The sequence below is a fragment of the Haloarcula japonica DSM 6131 genome, assembly GCF_000336635.1.
GTDB classification, from domain to species: domain Archaea; phylum Halobacteriota; class Halobacteria; order Halobacteriales; family Haloarculaceae; genus Haloarcula; species Haloarcula japonica.
Genome location: NZ_AOLY01000008.1, coordinates 1 through 18,297, shown reverse-complemented (window position 1 = coordinate 18,297; position 18,297 = coordinate 1). Strand labels below are relative to the sequence as shown.

The following is an 18,297-nucleotide window of genomic DNA, read 5'->3' as shown; positions in this document are numbered from 1 at the left end:
AAACCAACCCCCTTTTGACCCGTCGGTGGCACACGAACAGGTATGAGCCACGACGAGTTTCCGACGGACCAGCCGGCGGTCGTGACCTGCGGGTTGCCCTACGCGAACGGTGACTTGCACGTCGGCCACCTCCGGACGTACGTCGACGGAGACGCACTGTCGCGCGCCCTCCGGCGGATCGGCCAGCAAACAGCGTTCGTTTCGGGGTCGGACATGCACGGCACGCCAGTCGCGGTCAACGCCGCCGAAGAAGGCGTCGCGCCGCGGGAGTTCGCGCTCGACTTCCACGAGACCTACGCCGAGACGTTCCCGCAGTTCAACATCGAGTTCGACAACTACGGACACACTGACGACGAGACCAACGTCGAACTCACACAGGAGTTCGTCCGCTCGTGGGTCGAAAACGACCACGTCCACGAGAAAGAGATCGAGGTCGCCTGGGACACGGAGGAGGACCAGCCCCTCCCCGACCGCTACGTCGAGGGGACCTGTCCCTACTGCGGGGAGCAGGCCCGCGGTGACGAGTGTGACGAGGGGTGCCAGCGCCACCTCGAACCCGGCGAAATCGAGGACCCCGTGTCGACGCTAACCGGGAACCCAGCGGAGTACCGCACCCGCGAACACAAGTTCCTCCGGCTTGCGGACTTTCAGGAGTACCTTCAGGGCTTCCTCGACCGCCTAGAGGGGACCGACAACGCCCAGAATCAGCCCCGCGAGTGGATCGAGGGCGAACTGCAGGACCTCTGTATCACGCGGGACATGGACTGGGGCGTGGACTATCCCGAAGACGTTGACGGCGGCGACGAACTAGTGCTGTACGTCTGGGTCGACGCCCCCATCGAGTACGTCGCCTCGACGAAGCAGTACGCAGAGCGCGTCGGCGACGACGAGTACGACTGGGAGCAGGTCTGGAAGGTCGACGGCGAGGAGCGCCACGGCACCGCGTGGGACGACGAGTGGTCCGACGAGAACGGCGAGATCATCCACGTCATCGGCCGTGACATCATCCAGCACCACGCGGTGTTCTGGCCCGCGATGCTTCGGGGCGCAGGCTACAACGAGCCCCGGTCGATTCTGGCGACCGGGTTCGTCGGAATCGACGGCAACGCTCTGTCGACCTCGCGGAACCGTGCCGTCTGGGCCGACGAGTACCTCGACGCCGGGTTCCACCCCGACCTGTTCCGGTACTACATCGCCACCGGCGCACAGATCGACACCGACGTGGACTTCTCGTGGGACCGCTTCCAGGAGCGGGTCAACGGCGAACTCGTCGGCAACGTCGGGAACTTCATCTACCGCTCGCTGCTGTTCGCCGAGCGGAACTACGACGGGACGCCCGACACTGCCGTTAGCGATGACGTGCGCGAGCGCATCGAGGACGCGATTGAAAACTTCGAGGCCGCCGTCCGCGGGTACGACATCCGCGAGCTGGCCGAAATCGCTATCGAACTTTCGAACTACGGCAACGAGTACATCCAGCGCAACGAGCCGTGGAACCTCGTCGACGACGACCCCGAGGAAGCCGAGCAGGTCATCCGCGACTGCGTCCAGCTAACGAAGGCCGTCGCGGTGCTGATGCAGCCTGTGCTGCCGGGCAAGGCCGAGCGCCTCTGGGGCCAACTGGGCGAACAGGGCTCCGTCGCGGACGTGACCCTCGACAGCGCGCTCGAAGCGCCACCGGCCGAGTTCGACGACCCCGCGGAGCTGTTCGAGCAGGTCGAGGACGACCACATCGAAGCCCTGAACGAGGAGCTACAGGAGCGAGTCGAGGAGGCCAGCGACGACGCGGATGGCGACAGCGAGGGAGACGACAGCGACGACGAGGTCGCCGACCGCCAGCCGCTCGTCGAAGAGCGCATCAGCTTCGAGGACTTCGAGGGGGTCGACATGCGCGTCGGCGAGATTCGCAGCGCCGAACCGGTCGAGGGCGCGGACAAGCTCCTGCGCCTGGAGGTCGACATCGGCCACGAAGTCCGGCAGGTCGTCGCCGGCCTCCGGCAGCTCCACGACGCCGAAGCCCTCCCAGGGACGCGGGTCATTCTGCTTGCCAACATGGAGAAAGCCGAGCTGTTCGGGATCGAATCCAACGGCATGGTGCTGGCCGCCGGCGACGAGGCGGACCTGCTGACGACCCACGAGGACGCCCCGCTGGGGACCCGCATCAAGTAACGGCAGTCGCCAGCGCTTTTGTAGTCACGGCACGTACCGCGACCCATGAATGACGACGGGGCCGCACAGGACGACGCGGCCGCGACGGGCGACACGTTCACCGAGGAGTACGAACTGGCGACAGACGCCGACGTGATTCGTATCGAGGATGAACCCGACAGTGACGCCGCCGACGAGGAGGGCGCGGTCGCCGGCTCGTTCGCCCCGGACCTGGACGTGACGCCCGGCGTTCCGAAGCCCGAGAACGTGGTCTTCGTCGCGCTGGGGGTCTGCATCGCGATTCTCGCGTTCGGCCGGATGTTCCTCGGGGCGGAGATATACGCGCCGATGACTCTCGGCGGTGTGGTTCTGGCTGTTGCAATCGGTACGGCGGCGCTGTACGGGTTCTTCGTCCGGACGAGCGACGCGTGAGACTACACCGGTGACTACAGAGTCGTGCTCTCCACCCCGACACTTAATCCTGCTCCGACACTAAGTCAGGGCATGGTGAACCCGCTGGCGACAGTTGCCCCGCTGCAGGCCGAACCACTGTTAGGTATGTCGCTCTCCATCCTGCTGTTTCTGGCCGGCGCGGGCCTCATCGTGGGCGAGGCGCTCGCCCCCGGGACGCATTTCTTCGTTCTCGGCGTGGCCCTGCTGACGGCGGGGCTGGTCGGGCTGTTCATCCCGGCGAGCCTGGGTATCCTCGCGCCACTCATCCTCACGGTCGTCGTCCTTGCGACGACAGCGGTCACGCTCTGGGGGTATCGAAAGCTCGACTTCGCAGCCCCCGGCCGTGGCCAGACGCTCAGTTCCGACTCGCTCACGGGCCAGTTCGGGACTGTGACTGAGCGCGTAACCCGGAGTGACGGCGAGGTCAAACTGGAAGACGGCGGTTTCAATCCCTACTACCAGGCTCGCAGTTCCGGCGACCCCATCGAAGAGGGGGCGGAAATCATCGTCATTGACCCCGGCGGCGGGAACGTGCTCGAAGTCGAAGCGGTGGAGTCAGCGAGCGACGAAATCGACCGCGCGCTCGAACGTGATCGAAACCGGGGCGATACGGACGCCGAGCCGGAACGAGAGTCCGAGCGGGCGTAGGTGTGAGATTCGGTAGTTTGTGACAGGGACACCGAAGCCTTTTCCTTGCGCGCTCCGGAGATTCGGTTGTCATGTTCCCCGCGACACCGCTGCAAGGTCTGGGAGGACTCGTCGGTTTCGTTACCGTCATTTTCCTCCTGATCGCCATCGCGCTGGTGTATTCCAGCGTCGTGATCATCCGCCCGTACCAGAAAGGTGCCTACACGGTCCTCGGTACCTACCGCGGCGTCCTCGACCAGGGGATTCACTTCATCTACCCCTTCGTCTCCGACGTGACGCGGTTCGACATGCGTACCCAGACGCTCGACGTGCCACGGCAGGAGGCTATCACCCGCGACAACTCGCCGGTGACCGCCGACGCCGTCGTCTACATCAAGGTGATGGACCCGAAGAAGGCCTTCCTCGAAGTCGACAACTACGAGCGTGCAGTCTCTAACCTCGCTCAGACGACCCTCCGTGCCGTACTGGGTGACATGGAACTGGACGACACGCTAAACAAGCGGGGCGAAATCAACGCCCGAATCCGGAAAGAACTCGACGAACCCACAGATGAGTGGGGTGTCCGTGTCGAGAGCGTCGAGGTCCGCGAGGTCAACCCCTCGAAGGACGTCCAGCAGGCCATGGAGCAACAGACCTCCGCCGAGCGGAAACGCCGTGCCATGATCCTGGAAGCCCAGGGTGAACGGCGCTCCGCCATCGAGACGGCAGAAGGTGACAAGCAGTCCAACATCATCCGCGCCCAGGGTGAGAAGCAGAGCCAGATCCTGGAAGCCCAGGGTGACGCTATCTCGACCGTCCTGCGTGCGAAATCCGCCGAATCGATGGGCGAGCGCGCCGTCATCGACAAGGGGATGGAGACGCTCGCCGAGATCGGCCAGGGCGAGTCGACGAAGTTCATCCTCCCGCAGGAACTCACCTCGCTGGTGGGCCGCTACGGCAAGCACCTCCAGGGCTCGGACGTGAAGGAGAACGGCCACTCCCTGGAAGCGCTTGACTTCGACGACGAGACCCGCGAGATGCTCGGTCTGGACGATATTGAGGAGATCCTCGGTCAGATCGACGAGGAAGCCGAAGTCGATGTCGAGGCTATGGAAGAAGAGGCACAGAAAATCAAGCAGGGTCAGGACAGTGGCCTCGACAGCGCCGATGAGATGATTCAGGAGATGGACGCTGAAATCGACGACGACTCGGGCACGACGGATGTGGCCGGCGGTCCCGACGACACGACGCGAACGTCGGAAGTCGACAAGGACGACTAAGCCTGATAATCAGGCGAAGACGTTTTATTACCGACCCACCTTTTCGGTAGCAATGACACGTAAGGGCGACGTGGACGAGGACAAGCGAGCGACGCTCCGTCGCTTTGCCGCCCTCGGGGCAGCGAGCCCGTTTGCCCGCTTCGGCGACAGCGGGAGCGAGAGCGACGCGCCCGACGCCATCGCCGGGTACGTCTCGGCACATCCTGGGACACACTTCTCGAAGCTTCGAGACGACCTCAAACTCGGGACCGGTGAGGCCCAGCACCACCTCCACCGACTGGAAAACGAGGGCGTCGTCGCCTCACAGAAGGACGGCGATTACCGGCGCTACTTCCCGGCCGGCCAATTTACAGAGTTCGAGCAAGTGGCACTTGGCTACCTCCGCCGGTCGACCGCCCGCGGGATGCTGGTCACGCTCCTCCGTCGCCCGGACGTGACAGCCTCGGAACTGGCCAGCGAACTGGACGTGTCGCGTCCGACGGTGAGCAACTACGCCGCTGACCTGGAGTCTGCCGGGCTCCTGTCACGAGAAGACGGGTACGCGGTTACGGAACCCGAAACCGTCCTGACGCTGCTGATACGGTACGCCGATTCGTTCGGTGATGATGTCGCCGCGCTGGCCGGCGAGGCCGACTCGCTGCTGCGCTACGACCCGTGACACTAGCGGTAGAACCCGCCCACTGTCGGCCCGGTTGCATCCGTTTCTCGCTTACGTCTCTTTGTCGACGCCGGTTATTTCGAACCTCGCTCCGCCCGACTCGCTGTCGGTCACGCTGACCTCCCAGCCGTGGACGGCGGCGATATCGGCCACGATTGCGAGGCCGAAGCCGGTGCCTTCGGATGCGGTCGAGTAGCCCGCTTCGAACACCGTGTCTCGCTCGTCTTCGGGAATACCCGGACCGTCATCGGCGATATAAAACCCGCTAGCCCCGTCGAGGTCACCGACAGTGACAGTCACCCCACCGTCGTTCTCGACGGCACTGTCGGACTGTCCCAGACCGGTCATCGACTCACGTTCCGAACGCTCTCCCTGTAACTGGGAGAGCGAGGGTGCCGCTCCATGCGCCACACAATTTCGGAATAGATTCTCCAGCAGGCGTTGTAGTCGGCGAGGGTCAGCGAACACAACGCTGTCCGTCGTGGTCTCTAGAGTCGCGTTCCCCGTGTCGACAGTCTCCCAGCACGCGGTCGCGGCAGTCTGGAGCGCGACGGCCTCAGTGGTCGTCGCCGCACGTCCGTCCCGTGCCAGCGTCAGGATATCGTCGATGAGCGTCTGCATCCGCTCGTGGGCATCGTTGATGCTGTCGAGATGGTCGTTGGTCACTTCCTGCTGGGCCAGTTCTAAGTGGCCCTGTGCAACTGTCAGTGGCCCCTGTAAGTCGTGGCTGACGACACTGGCAAAGGAATCCAAGCGCTCGTTTTGGACACGAAGGCGGCGTTCGCGTTCCTTCTGTTCGGTGATGTCCTGAATGAAGCCCCGAACTGTCCGCCTCTCCGAGTCCTCAACACGTTTGCCGCGGGTCCGGACCCACCGACAGTTACCGCTGGCGGTGACGAGCCTGACCTCAAGGTCGTACGGTTCCCCGTGTTCGAGGGCCGCTTCGACGGCGTCCGCAACCGTCTCTCTGTCATCGGGGTGGTAGAACGATAGTCCGTCGTCGACCGTCGGGTCGAAGTCGTCGTCGACCTCGTGGATACGGCGGGTGCCCGCCGTCCAAGTTGACATCCCGCTTTCGTCGTACTCCCAAGCTCCGAGGTCGCCGAGTTGCTCCGCCTCGTCGAAGAAGTCGCGTAACTGGGCAAGGTTCTGTTCGTGCTCGATCCGCTCGGTGACCTCTTGACAGTGCGAGAAGATGGTGACAACATCGCCCGAGTCGTCGGTGACGAGTCGGTTGTGCCACTCGACCTCGATATGCTCGCCGTCTTTCCGGACGTTCTCGTTGATGCTGTGGTAACCGCCACTGACATCGCTGAGGGCAGACGTGACTGCTTCGACGTGGTCGTAGCTTTCATCACTGACGAACACCTCCCACGTTTCCCCGACCAGTTCGTCTTCGGTGTAACCAAAGATATCTGTGAGGGTGTCGTTGACGCGGATGATCTCGAAATCCCGGTCGAACTCGACGAAACCGAGCGGCGACTGGTCGATAAACAGCGAAAGTCTGTCTTTGCTCTCTTCGAGGGCTCGCTGTGATCGGTACTGCTCGACAGCGTTGACGATTCGGTTCGCGAGAAGGGCGTAGTGGCTGGTGTCTGAGGATTTCTGCAGATAGTCAGTGACGCCTGCGGAGATCGCATCACCGGCGACCGCTTCGCTGCCGCGGCCAGTGTACAGAATAAACGGGAGGTCCGGATAGTCCTCACGGACCGATTCGAGGAAGTCGATGCCGTTCTGGTCGGGCATTTCGTAGTCGGAAACAATACAGTCAACTGGTTCTGTTTCGAGCAGACGCGCGCCCTTCTGCGCATTTGTTGCGATATCGATATCGAACTCGGCCGACTCGCGCTCGAGGAACGCCGCTGCCGTCTCCGCGTACTGCCGGTCATCATCGACGTGAAGCACCCGGATCGCGGAACCAGCCTCGCCCATTGATGTGATTGACTATGGACTCATTAGTTATTAATATAGACATTCACAAGTTACAATACATTCTGGCATATCAGGGTAAAGTAGCTGTAACAAAGAATGAGTGGCGACACCGAGGCTCTACTACACAGACTTCTATCGCGGACCCGCTCGGACGGCAGGGAGAGTGCCGGTGTATCCGCGTCAGAGTCGGTTCCTGTTCAGGCTTCGACCATCCAAGTCGTCGAAGAAGAGTATCCCCACTTCTCGACGGCCAGGTCGTAGTCGCCATCGGCGATGGCGGTCATATTGGTCCCGACTTCCTTGGCCGAGAGGTCGAGCGCGTCGCCGATAAGCCGTGACTTGAAATACGTCTGGTCGTCAGCGTTCGACCGGAGATACTCCAGAATACGTCGCTGCTTGTCCGAAAGCGGACTGTCGGTGGTTTGTGCGGTGGCGCTCATTAGTACAGTTACTAACAGTACCGAGACACCCTTATGGGATTTGGTACAGACGGTTAACGGCTCGCTGTCTTGCGGTTTTCTCTTGCTTGAAGTGGAGATACTGCCGCGAGTTGGGCCACGCGACAGGTAGTTGGTACAGGCGGGAAACACCGTGAGCGCTCGTCATCGCTCCGCAGTTGGGACGGTAACAGTCGTTCGCTCCGGCAGTTCTTTAGTATTGGCCCGTTTTGTGGCCGAACGGAGGTCTATCACATTGGAAATCTCGGATCAACTGCTGTGTCTGTTCAGTGCTGATATCCGCGACGAGGGGGACCGGTATGTCGTGGAGGTCCCGCGTCGAGAGATCGAGACGGGCGCAGTCGACTCGGGCAGTACCTACCGTGTTGCGCTCATCTCCACAGACGAGGGGACGGAAATGGACGAGGAGACGGTGTCGGACACGCCACCGGACCAGCCACAGCCGCCGGTCGAACCGGGCGAGACGCGCTACGTCGAGATCGAAGACATCGGGAAGCAGGGTGACGGCATCGCCCGCGTCGAGCGCGGCTACGTTATCATCGTTCCGGGGGCCGAAATCGACGAACGAGTCAAGATCGAAGTGACCGAAGTCAAGTCGAATTTCGCGGTCGGCGAAATTATCGACGACGTCTGAAGCTACTCGTAGGGACTGCCGTCGGGGCGCTTTGCCCCTTCGGAGTCGTGGACGACGACCTGTCCGGCTGACGGGTCGACCGGCTGATAGTTGTCGCGGACGCCGATGGCCTCTTCGAGTTCCCGAACGGCACGTTCCTTGAGCGCCGCGGCTAATTCCTCGGCCTCGGCTCTGGAGATGTCCCGACCCAGCCCCTCGCACTCGTGGGCCCGGACCATCCCTTCCTCGTCGACGGCTTCACCCATCGGCTGGCTCGTCCCGCCGAGCGCGACGCTGAACGGGTAAGTCTGGCAGATGAGCGGCCGGTCGTCGTGGACCGTACAGGCTCCCATGCCGTCGTCGTCCTCAGCGTAGAACGTGCAGTCGCCGCAGTCGTCGGTCTGGAGCGCCCACTCGAACGTCTCGCCCTCGGGACCGTCCGGGCCGTCGGCCAGTCCGTACGGCATCGGCCGGGCCACGTCCCGGAAGTCGTACTCCCCGGCCGCCTGTAGCCGTCGAATCTCGTCGGGAAACACCGTCGCAGTGTGGGGTTCAGCATCGTTTTCGGCGGAAGCAGCGTTCTCGCCGGACCCGTGGGTCCCGGAGTCGCCACCGGCGGCTCCGCCAACCTCGTTGTCACTCTCTCCACCCTCGCCACACGCCGACTCGGCCTTGCAGCAGGCCCCACAGCGGGTGCATTCGAACCCGATTGTCTCGATAGCGTCGGCCAGTTCCGACTCGTCGAGCGTACGGGCCCGTTCGAGTTCGGTTTCCAGGGAGTCCACAGCCTCGATAGCGGGCCGATAGGCAAAAAGGCGTCAGTCCGCCGGATTCGGTGCGGCCCGCTGGCCGTCCCACGAGATCGTGCCCTCGACGGCCAGTTTTTCCAGATGGGCCAGCACTGTCGCGCGGGCCAAATCACGCACGCCGGTGAGTTCCTTCTCGTAGGCGGCGTCGAGGACTTCGTCGAGGGTATCGGCCCCGTCGTCGACAGCGTCCCGAACACGCCGCTCGCGCTCCAGTCGATGATTGATGAGGCGCGCACAGGTCTCCCGTGGGCTCTCGATACGTGGCCCGTGGCTCGGCAACAGTGCGTCGGGGTTTCTGGCGTGGAGACGACGCAGCGACGCGAGGTAGGCCCGAACGTCGCCCTCGGGTGCGACGACGACGACGCTCCCCTCGGCGACAGCGAGGTCGCCGGAGACGATGGTCCCGTCGGTTGCGAAGGCGACGTGCTCCGGCGCGTGGCCCGGTGTGTCGAGGACGGTCACTGGGCCTGCATCGGTCGGAATCGTTGTCCCTTCGCTGAGTAATCTGTCGGGGGAAACGCCGGTCGCGGCCTCGAACGCACCCGCCCGACCGTGGCGCGCCCAGACCGTCGCGTTCGTCTCTCTGGCGTAGTGTGCAACGGCTCCGGCGTGGTCAGGATGGTGGTGCGTGAGCGCGATGTGGGCGAGGGTGCGGTCACTGAGAAGCGAATCGAGCGCATCAGCCGTCGCCGCGGGGTCCACGAGAAGAGCCGCCTCGTCGCCGCAAACGTACGCTGCCGTGCTGCCGGTCGGTGCCCGTGTCGGGACGGACACGTCGGCCCGCTGCCAGTCCATGCCGGCGGGTCAGACCGTGAGGAAATAAACCTGTTTGCGTGCGTCGGTGAAACTGTACCGCGAGTCTACCAGCTCAGACTCCTCCAGTCGGTTCAGGGCATACCTGACGGTGCGGTCCGGGAGTAGTGAGTTCTCGGCCAGTTCGCCCTGTGACAGCGGGGCGTCGTCCTCCAGCACCTTCGCAACGAGCTTCGCGCTCGGTGGGAGTTCACGAAGCGTATCGCGGAACTCCTCGTCGGTGAACGGTGCCGGTGCGGCGTTTTCAGTTAATGCGCTCATAGTGGCTGATATTCCAGACTTACTGGTAAAACTTGGCTATATGCATGACCAAACAATACAGATTCTATGAAGTGTTTAATGTACCCTTATACAGATCCGCCATCGTGCGGTTCCGGTCGCTATCCAGAAAGCACGCCCAGAAGCTTCAGGGTTGGGGGTGTGGCCAGCGCTGGATTGGTTGGCAACCCATCCGACCGATGAAAGGGGATTCCAGTATCGTTTTATCCCCCGCGGGGTGAGCAATACACCGTGAAAGGGCAGGAGTGGTATCAGGCTGACACCGTGGCCGAAGAGTACGAGGCCAAGCGGTTCTCCCGCGGTGGTCGACTGATCGACCGACGCGAGAAGCGGGCCGTCCTCGACGCTATCGGCCCTGTGGCTGACAAGGACGTATTGGAAGTAGCTTGCGGGACCGGACGGTTCACCGTGATGCTGGCCGAGCGCGGTGCGAACATCACCGGACTGGACATCTCAGGACCGATGCTCCAGCAGGGCCGTGAGAAAGCACAGGCGACCGGTGTCGACGACCACGTCGAGTTTATGCGGGGCGACGCGGCCCGGCTACCGTTCCCGGACGACCATTTCGACACCGTGTTTGCGATGCGCTTTTTCCATCTGGCGGATACGCCGGCGGCGTTCCTCGCGGAGATGCGCCGCGTCTCGAAGGAACAGGTTTTCTTCGATACGTTCAATCGATTCTCGACCCGCTCGATATACAACTGGGCGCTCCCGATGGGGTCGCGGCTCTACTCCCGCTGGGAGATCGACCGGCTGCTAGACGGGGCCGGGCTGGAACTGACCGACGCGAACCACGACTGGCTGCTTCCCTACGGCTTCTATCGGAAGATTCCGAACGAACTGGCCGCCTCGTTCCGCTCGCTCGATACTGCGCTTGGCGGCACGCCACTGGGTGAAAAGCTGGCTTCGGTGTCGTACTGGAACACCCACGTGTAGCGTCCCGCGGCTCGAACGACCCGTTTTCCACCGAATGAGAGGGTCGCCATCCGTCTCCCGCGACTTTTAAGCGCCTTCGCCGTCGTACCCAGAGGTATGGATATCTCGGTAGTGGTCCCGACGCTGAACGGCCGGGAAGAGCTGACCGGCTGTCTGGACGCACTCACCGAGCAGGTTCCGGATGCGGAAGTGATCGTCGTCAACGGCCCGTCGGCCGATGGCACGACCGGAATGATTCGCGACCGGGATGACGTGTCTATTCTCGTCGAAATCGCCGACCGCTCAGTCACGGTCGCCCGCAATGCAGGGATTGACCGTGCGACAGGGGACGTTATCGCGCTCGTCCATCAGTCGCTCTCTGTCGAGTCCGGCTGGGCTGACGCCGTGAAAAACGGGCTCTCGGGGGCAACCCAAGCCATCACCGGGCCAACACACCAGCAGCTGTGGGCCGGGATGACGACCGAAACAGAGGAAACACGGACGATAGCCGGTCGCGACGTGACGTATTTCAACCCCGGCAACGTCGCGTTCGACGCGGAGGTGCTGGAAGCACTCGACGGGTTCGACGAGTATCTGAACGTCGGCAGCGCCCGGGACTTCGCACACCGGATGGCCGCCAGTGAGTACGGCGTCGACTGGAGCACCCAAATGTGTGTCAGTCGCGAGTTCGAGGCCGACGGCGGCATCGCAGAGACCGACTGGAACTGGAAGTACCGTTCGCTTGCGTATCGGCTGGTGAAAAACTACAACGTCCGGCCAACCGTGGTACGGCGACTCCTCAGCCACGCGGTCGGTGACGCGAAAGATGCGCTGATCGATGTCATCCGCGGGGAGACGACCCCGTCGCAGTGGCTCGGCAACGGGCAGGACGTGTTCGGCGGGATCGGGTCAGGAATCGTCGACGGGCTCCGCGCACGGGTGACCGACCGGACACCCTGTCGGAACCCGAACGGCCGCTCCGCGCGCGCGGACCGCGCAGTTACTGTGTACGACTGGCGGTAGTCACGCGACCCGCGCTGTGGCGGTCAGGGGGCCAGCGCCTCGATGACGCGGTTTGGATTGTTCGAAAAGACCTTGCGCATCGCGTCTTCGGGGACGTCCAGTGTCAGAATCTCCATTACGGCCACGTTTGGATGGACGCCGGGGACGCCACTCCCGAAGAGAACGCGGTCGGGGTGTTCCAGAACCGCTCGTTCCATCGGCCCCCGGTAGCGGACTGCACTGGTATCGAGATACAGATTGTCGTGGCCCTCCAGCAGGTCGATGGCGCGTTCCATCAGGTCCTTCCGGAGCGGATGCGCGCCGAAATGTGAGAGGATAACCGGGAAGTCGTAGGCTAACAGCGATTCGGCGACGGCTTCGGGTTGGAAGCCTTCGCCGCCGTGGACGATGACGGGCAGCGACACCGACTCTAGCTCTGCGAGCACGTCCTCGTCTGGCAGCCCGTCGGTCGGCGGATGGAGCTTGAAGCCGTAGAACCGGTCGTCGTAGGCGTACTGTTCGATATCCGCAGGAGAGGTGTGTTCCTCCGTGCGACTGCTCGCGAGGTTGCGAAGGGTCGATCCGGGGCCGGTCCCTGGATCCCGAGCGCCGTTGACTCTGGCGAAGGCGATCATCGGTCGCTCGACAGTCATCCGGGCGACAGCGTTGTTCGCTTTCAGATACGAGCCGTCTCGCTCGCCAGGAAAGACGACGGAGCGGACGACGCCGGCCTGGTGCATCTCCCGTTCCAGTTGCTCCGGATCACCCATGCCGTCTCGGGCTCGGCGCTGCTCGTCGGGCTCCAGTCGTGCGTGTACGTCGACGACGCGAAAGCCGTGCTCCAGCTCCAGCATCTACTATACGGTGTGTATAACCCATATTAAAAGGTGTGTAGGTCCGGCCAGGATTACAGGGACAGCACGGCGCTGTCGCCCGACGAGCGGTCTACGCCGTTAGAAAGTTTTATATAGAACCGCTTGCCTTGTCTTAAGTGAGGTTCAACACATATGTCATCTGGCCAGCGACGCATGGGCGGCCAGCCTCTTTTCATCCTTGATGAGGACGCCCAGCGCACACACGGGAAGGACGCACAGTCATCGAACATCTCCGCCGGAAAGGCCGTAAGCGAGTCCGTACGGACCACGCTCGGTCCCCGCGGCATGGACAAGATGCTCGTCTCCGACGACGGTGATGTGGTCATCACCAACGACGGGGCGACCATCCTCTCCGAGATGGACATCGAGCACCCCGCGGCCCAGATGATCGTCGAAGTTGCCCAGACGCAGGAGGACGAAGTGGGCGACGGCACGACGACCGCGTCCGTGCTGGCCGGGGAACTGCTGACGAAGGGCGAGGACCTGCTCGACGACGACGTCCACCCGACAACAATCGTCGAGGGGTACTCCGCCGCGGCCGAACTCGCACAGGACGCTATCAACGAGATCGTCCTCGACGTCGATCTCGACGACGAGACGCTCGTCGAAGTCGCCGAATCCTCGATGACCGGTAAGGGCACCGGTGACGTCGAGGCCGGGAAACTCGCGGAAGTCGTCGTCGACGCCGTCCGCCACGCCAAGAGCGACAACGGCGTCCGCCGGGACAACATCGAAGTCCACACCCAGACGGGTGCGGCTTCCTCCGCAACCAAGCTCGTCGAGGGCGTCATCGTCGACGAGACGGCCGTCCACGACAACATGCCGACTTCGGTCGAGGACGCGTCCATCGCGGTCATCGACACCGAGCTCGACGTCCGCGAGAGCAACATCGACGCCGAGTACAACGTCTCCAGCGTCGACCAGCTCAACGCCGCACTCGACGCCGAAGAGGGCGAACTGCAGGGCTACGCCGAGGATGTCCTCGAAAGCGGCGCTGACGTCGCGTTCGTCACCGAGGACGTCGCCGACCGCGTCGCCTCCCAGCTCGCCAAGGAAGGCGTCTTCGTTGCCGACAGCATCAGCTCCTCGACCGCCAAGGACATCGTCGAGGCGACCGGCGCAAAGCGCGTCGGCTCCCTCGAATCCCTTGACGAGGACGCGCTCGGCCACGCCGACAGCGTTGACGTCGAGAAGCAGGGCGACGATGACGTGACGTTCATCACCGGCGGCGCGACCGCCGAGTCCGTCACGGTCATCGCCCGCGGCTCCACCGAACACGTCGTCGACGAGCTTGAACGCGCGCTCAATGACGCACTCGACACCGTCATCGCCGCGCTCGACGCTGGCGGTGTGGTCCCCGGCGCAGGCGCGACTGAGATCGCCATCGCCGACCACATCCGCTCCGAAGCGGCGTCCATCGAGGGCCGCAAGCAGCTCGCCGTCGAAGCGTTCGCCGACGCCGTCGACGTGCTCCCCCGCACGCTCGCGGAGAACACGGGCCTCGACGCCATCGACGCGCTCGTCGATCTCCGCGCCGAACACGAGAGCGAGGGCATCGCCGGCATCATCAGCGAAGGCCAGACCGGCGTCGTCGGTGACCCCGTCGACTACGGCATCCTCGACCCCGCCGCTGTCAAGCGCGAAGCGGTCGACTCCGCCACCGAGGCGGCGACGATGATCGTCCGCATCGACGACGTCATCTCGTCGAGTTAAGCGAGATAGCGGTACAGGCGCTCTAACCTGTTTTCTTTTGACACTGCCGAATAGCGGCACGACCGCCGACAGAGAAGACGCCGCTTACTCGTTACTGTGCTCGACGGACAGTGTCAGCGTCGCTTCACTGCCGTCAGCGAGCGCGTCGACGAGGTCCCGATCCACGTCACCGGCTGCGGCGTCGGCGTTCACCATCACCGTCCGGTCGTCGACGTAGTCGCTCGTCCGCAAGACGTGGCTGCGGTCGTTCTCAAAGGACAGGTCGGGGTGGCCGGTCCCGGTCACGGTAACATTCTGATCGTCGGCCTCGATAGTCGCCGTAATCGTCGCATTGGCGTCCTGACAGGCCTTCACAAACTCCTCATCGAAGTCGGCGGGGACGCGGTCGGCTTCGATAGCTAGAATACAGTCACCTGCAGGAGTCAGGAAGTCGTCGCTCGTCACTTCCAGCGTGCTGGCGTGCTCGCCGGAGACGTTTTCGTGGCCCTGTGCCCGGACCACTTCCTCAAGTGTCATACTTCCCCGTCACTGCCGGGCGTACTTCAGCGGGACGACTCCGCTTTCACGACGGTAACCGTCACCGCACCGCAAGCACACTCGTGGGCCTCACGGCGACCGGCCTCGGTTTCGAACACCAGCGCTGGCTCGCCGAGCGGGCGCTCGCAGTGCTGGGCCTCGCAGGTCGGTGTCGCCGCCTCGTGCAGTTCGGTGAGCATATCTGGATAGTAGGTGGCTACCTATGTCAAAGCGAGCCATCCCCGGAGTGAAAGTGAAAGTGAAGCCGTGGGGCAAAGGATATGCCCTCGGGGAACGGGCCACAAGGTATGTCGCTGGAGTGGCGCGGCGCGGCGGTTGCGCCGGACGACGAGATGCCGTCCCCGGAGTCGTGGGAGCCGGTATCGGTGCCCGGCCGACCCGAGCAGTTCGCCGGCGCCGAGGCCGTGGCCTACGAAACGACGTTCTCGGACCCGCGGGATGAGAGCGACGCACACACCCTGCTCGTACTGAACGGGACATACGCACACACACGCGTGTGGTGCAACGGCGACCGGCTCGCCAGTCACGACGCCTACTTCGAACCGCTCCGGGTGCGGCTCCCCGAGAGTGAGGAGTACCGGGTCGTCGTGGAATGTCGCGCGCCCGAGGACCGTTTCGGCGGTCTACACGCGACCGACCAACTCCCACCAGAGCGCTGCGTTCCGGGCATCTGGTGGGACGCGAGCCTCGAAACCCGACCGGACCCCTGTGTGAGCGAGCTCTCGGTCCAGCCACAGGTGTCGGAAGCAGACGTGACCGACGCGACGGTGGAGGTGTCGGCGACCGTCCTGACCGAGGAGCCACTCGATGACCGGATCACGCTCTCGCTCCGGCCGGAGGGCGACGTTCGCGGCGGTGGGATGATGGACCGGGCCCGTGTCTCGACCGACGCGGAGACGGCGACGGTGAGCTACACGATGGACGTACGGGACCCGTCGCTGTGGTGGCCCCACGACCGCGGCGAGCAGTCCCGCTATGTCCTCAGCGCGAAGCTCGGGGACGCCGAACATTCGGTGACGACGGGACTGCGCACCGTCTCGTACGACGATGGTCTGCGGGTCAACGGCGAGGACATGCCGGTTCGCGGCGTGACGCTGCTCGACCCGACCGCCGAGGATGTCGCACGGGCCGTCGACGCCAACGCGAACCTGGTCCGGGTACGGGCCCAGGGGACGCCGCCGGAGGTGGCCCGCGCCTGTGACGATCACGGCGTCCTGCTCTGGCAGGACCTCCCGCTGTCGGGTCCCGGTTCGTTCGACACCGAACGGGGAACTGCCATCGCGACGCAGCTTGATGCGGCATACGCACAGCATCCCAGTTTCACGGCGGTTGGTGTTCATGACGAACCGGTGCCGTCGTACGCTGACGGACTGGGTACCGGGTTCCTCGACAGGCTTCGCTTTCGCTGGCGCGCTTGGCGAGCCAGCTACGACGATGCGGATGCCGCATCGGTGGCGACGGCTGTCGACTCCGTCCCAACGTTCCCGGTGGTCGGCCCCCCCGGAATCGATCCCGATGCGGTCACGCTGTACCCCGGCTGGCGATACGGCGACACAGCCGACCTCCAGTGGCTCTGTTCCCAGTTCGACGTTGGGGATGTCGTCGCCGGTTTTGGCGCTGGTTCGCTAGGAACGCCGGACCCGGGCGACAGCCCTGGGTTCGATAGCGCCTGCCACGACCGCCACGTCGACGGCGGAGTCGAAGCATCGCAGGCGTATCAGTCCGGCGTCGTCCGCGAGGTCGCCGAAACGCTCCGGCAACGTAACGCGCCGCTCATCGTCGTGGATAGCCTCCGTGATGTCGGTGACGCGGGCATGGGTCTGCTCGCCGCTGACGGTACCGAAAAGACGGCATTCCGCGCTCTCGCCGACAGCTACGAACCCACACAAGTCGTCCTCTCGGACGCAGCGCCCGGCGAACAAGATATCGTTGTCCTCCACGACCGTCCGGAAAAAGCGGACCTCACAGTGGAATGGGACTGCAACGGGGATCGCGAACAGGCCGAACACACCGTCGGCCCGTTTGCCCGCGTCACCGTCGATACGCTTACTTTATCGGCCGGTGACGACGTGACACTCGCCGCCACCGACGGCCAGACTGTCGTCAAGAACGAGTATCGTATTAGCGAGTAATACATGTCCATGATATACAGGGGAACCACGGTGTGATAGCGACCGTCTCACCCCTGAAATATGGCGTGTGAGAGGTTGACGCGGTATTCAATGCACCGGAATGTTTAAACAATATCCTCCTCTATTTGTAGACACCAGAACGCTTCCGCGTTCAGGCAGTATCGCTTTCAGCCCAACATGAGAGGGAACCCTTGTTATTGGTGTCAGCCCCTCAGTAGTGGGCCGACTGTCTGTGCTGAAGCGGTGATGGCATAGAGGATTCAACAATGGCAGACTCGATAGACGAATCAAAGAACGTTACAGTAACCGAAGAGGATCTCGAAAACAAATCGAAAGGCGAGCTCATCAAACTCGCCGGCCAGCTCCGCGACCGACGAAACGAGCTGAACCAGATGGCGTCCGAGCGGGCCTCCGCCCGCGACGACCTGAACGCGAAGACTCGCGAGAAGGTCGACGAAGCACAGGAACACCGCGAGAAGCGCGACGAGCTCAACGAACAGGTCCAGGAGCACAAGGACCAGCGTAACGAGCTCAATGCGGAAGCAAACGAGCTGTTCGATAAGGTCGACAACCTGAAAAACGACCTCGAACTCGACGAGGGCACGTCGGTCGAACAGCTCAAAGAGGAGATCGAAGACCTCGAGTTCAAGCAACAGACCGAAGTGCTCTCCTCGGAGGACGAGAAGGAGCTCATCGAGAAGATCGAGACGAAGCGCGAGAAGCTTCAGGAGAAACAGGAGAAGCTCGATCAGGGCGGCGACCTCGAAGAGCTCAAAGAGGAAGCGGAAGAGGTCCGCTCGGAAGCCTCAAAGCACCACCAGAAGGTCACGGAGCTGGCCGACGAGGCCCAGAAGCACCACAACGAGATGATCGAGGCCTACCGCGAGGCCGACGAGATCCGTGACGAGGCCGACGAGAAGCACGAGGAGTTCGTCGAAGCCCAGGAAGCGGCCGACCAGCACCACGAGGACTTCGTCCGCGTCCAGAAGCGCCTGCGCGAACTCGACAAGAAGGAAGAAGAGCAGGCTGTCTCTTATACACATCTCTGAGCGG

Annotated in this window: 18 protein-coding genes and 1 pseudogene; 11 read left to right on the top strand and 8 right to left on the bottom strand. The window is 63.4% G+C overall.

The window, feature by feature from the left end:
- Nucleotides 1-42: 42 nt before the first annotated feature.
- The 5 genes from metG to C444_RS04920 all read left to right on the top strand — a co-directional run bounded on the left by metG (nucleotide 43) and on the right by C444_RS04920 (nucleotide 5,166).
- Nucleotides 43-2,169: a methionine--tRNA ligase gene (gene metG / locus C444_RS04940; RefSeq protein WP_004591331.1), complete on the top strand. Its 2,127-nt coding sequence runs from the start codon at nucleotides 43-45 to the stop codon at nucleotides 2,167-2,169.
- Between the two features lie 45 nt (nucleotides 2,170-2,214).
- The gene (locus tag C444_RS04935) at nucleotides 2,215-2,580 is read left to right on the top strand and encodes a DUF7312 domain-containing protein (protein ID WP_004591330.1); all 366 of its coding nucleotides are present in this window, start codon (nucleotides 2,215-2,217) and stop codon (nucleotides 2,578-2,580) included.
- Between the two features lie 72 nt (nucleotides 2,581-2,652).
- A complete protein-coding gene (locus tag C444_RS04930; protein WP_004591327.1) occupies nucleotides 2,653-3,249 on the top strand; it encodes an NfeD family protein in 597 nt (198 codons plus the stop codon).
- A 71-nt stretch (nucleotides 3,250-3,320) separates the two neighbouring features.
- Nucleotides 3,321-4,508 carry an SPFH domain-containing protein gene (locus C444_RS04925; RefSeq protein WP_004591325.1) on the top strand — a complete coding sequence of 396 codons (1,188 nt, stop codon included), beginning with the start codon at nucleotides 3,321-3,323 and terminating at the stop codon, nucleotides 4,506-4,508.
- Between the two features lie 52 nt (nucleotides 4,509-4,560).
- Nucleotides 4,561-5,166: a winged helix-turn-helix transcriptional regulator gene (locus C444_RS04920; RefSeq protein ID WP_004591324.1), complete on the top strand. Its 606-nt coding sequence runs from the start codon at nucleotides 4,561-4,563 to the stop codon at nucleotides 5,164-5,166.
- Nucleotides 5,167-5,217: 51 nt separating this feature from the next.
- On the opposite strand, the gene C444_RS04915 is transcribed toward C444_RS04920, so the two are convergent.
- Complete coding sequence (locus C444_RS04915) at nucleotides 5,218-7,098, bottom strand: hybrid sensor histidine kinase/response regulator (protein ID WP_004591323.1); 1,881 nt, start codon at nucleotides 7,096-7,098, stop codon at nucleotides 5,218-5,220.
- Between the two features lie 197 nt (nucleotides 7,099-7,295).
- Complete coding sequence (locus C444_RS04910; protein WP_004591322.1) at nucleotides 7,296-7,538, bottom strand: DUF7123 family protein; 243 nt, start codon at nucleotides 7,536-7,538, stop codon at nucleotides 7,296-7,298.
- Between the two features lie 253 nt (nucleotides 7,539-7,791).
- On the opposite strand from C444_RS04910, the gene C444_RS04905 reads away from it, so the two are divergent.
- The gene (locus C444_RS04905; RefSeq protein WP_004591321.1) at nucleotides 7,792-8,190 is read left to right on the top strand and encodes a TRAM domain-containing protein; all 399 of its coding nucleotides are present in this window, start codon (nucleotides 7,792-7,794) and stop codon (nucleotides 8,188-8,190) included.
- Nucleotides 8,191-8,192: 2 nt separating this feature from the next.
- Here C444_RS04905 and C444_RS04900 read toward each other — a convergent pair whose 3' ends face one another.
- The 3 genes from C444_RS04900 to C444_RS04890 are packed head-to-tail and all read right to left on the bottom strand — an operon-like array spanning nucleotide 8,193 to nucleotide 10,052.
- Nucleotides 8,193-8,954, bottom strand: coding sequence for a YkgJ family cysteine cluster protein (locus tag C444_RS04900; RefSeq protein ID WP_004591320.1), 762 nt, complete (start codon nucleotides 8,952-8,954; stop codon nucleotides 8,193-8,195).
- 33 nt (nucleotides 8,955-8,987) lie between these two features.
- The gene (locus C444_RS04895; protein WP_004591319.1) at nucleotides 8,988-9,773 is read right to left on the bottom strand and encodes an MBL fold metallo-hydrolase; all 786 of its coding nucleotides are present in this window, start codon (nucleotides 9,771-9,773) and stop codon (nucleotides 8,988-8,990) included.
- A gap of 9 nt (nucleotides 9,774-9,782) precedes the next feature.
- Complete coding sequence (locus C444_RS04890; RefSeq protein ID WP_004591318.1) at nucleotides 9,783-10,052, bottom strand: MarR family transcriptional regulator; 270 nt, start codon at nucleotides 10,050-10,052, stop codon at nucleotides 9,783-9,785.
- A gap of 249 nt (nucleotides 10,053-10,301) precedes the next feature.
- On the opposite strand from C444_RS04890, the gene C444_RS04885 reads away from it, so the two are divergent.
- A complete protein-coding gene (locus C444_RS04885) occupies nucleotides 10,302-11,006 on the top strand; it encodes a class I SAM-dependent methyltransferase (RefSeq protein ID WP_004591317.1) in 705 nt (234 codons plus the stop codon).
- A 96-nt stretch (nucleotides 11,007-11,102) separates the two neighbouring features.
- The gene (locus C444_RS04880) at nucleotides 11,103-12,008 is read left to right on the top strand and encodes a glycosyltransferase family 2 protein (RefSeq protein ID WP_004591316.1); all 906 of its coding nucleotides are present in this window, start codon (nucleotides 11,103-11,105) and stop codon (nucleotides 12,006-12,008) included.
- A 23-nt stretch (nucleotides 12,009-12,031) separates the two neighbouring features.
- On the opposite strand, the gene C444_RS04875 is transcribed toward C444_RS04880, so the two are convergent.
- Entirely contained in the window at nucleotides 12,032-12,841 is an 810-nt protein-coding gene (locus tag C444_RS04875) for an amidohydrolase family protein (protein ID WP_004591315.1), read from the bottom strand.
- 174 nt (nucleotides 12,842-13,015) lie between these two features.
- Here C444_RS04875 and thsA point away from each other — a divergent pair, with 174 nt between their 5' ends.
- The gene (thsA, locus tag C444_RS04870; RefSeq protein WP_004591314.1) at nucleotides 13,016-14,575 is read left to right on the top strand and encodes a thermosome subunit alpha; all 1,560 of its coding nucleotides are present in this window, start codon (nucleotides 13,016-13,018) and stop codon (nucleotides 14,573-14,575) included.
- A gap of 84 nt (nucleotides 14,576-14,659) precedes the next feature.
- Here thsA and C444_RS04865 read toward each other — a convergent pair whose 3' ends face one another.
- Nucleotides 14,660-15,091 carry a DUF371 domain-containing protein gene (locus C444_RS04865; RefSeq protein WP_004591313.1) on the bottom strand — a complete coding sequence of 144 codons (432 nt, stop codon included), beginning with the start codon at nucleotides 15,089-15,091 and terminating at the stop codon, nucleotides 14,660-14,662.
- Between the two features lie 26 nt (nucleotides 15,092-15,117).
- The gene (locus C444_RS22195; RefSeq protein WP_004591312.1) at nucleotides 15,118-15,291 is read right to left on the bottom strand and encodes a hypothetical protein; all 174 of its coding nucleotides are present in this window, start codon (nucleotides 15,289-15,291) and stop codon (nucleotides 15,118-15,120) included.
- Between the two features lie 108 nt (nucleotides 15,292-15,399).
- Between C444_RS22195 and C444_RS04860 the strand changes: the two genes are divergently transcribed.
- Both C444_RS04860 and C444_RS04855 read left to right on the top strand, forming a co-directional pair.
- Nucleotides 15,400-17,244, top strand: coding sequence for a glycoside hydrolase family 2 protein (locus tag C444_RS04860; protein ID WP_004591311.1), 1,845 nt, complete (start codon nucleotides 15,400-15,402; stop codon nucleotides 17,242-17,244).
- Between the two features lie 266 nt (nucleotides 17,245-17,510).
- Nucleotides 17,511-18,278, top strand: a pseudogene (locus tag C444_RS04855) (coiled-coil protein); the annotation flags it as partial.
- Nucleotides 18,279-18,297: the final 19 nt, after the last annotated feature.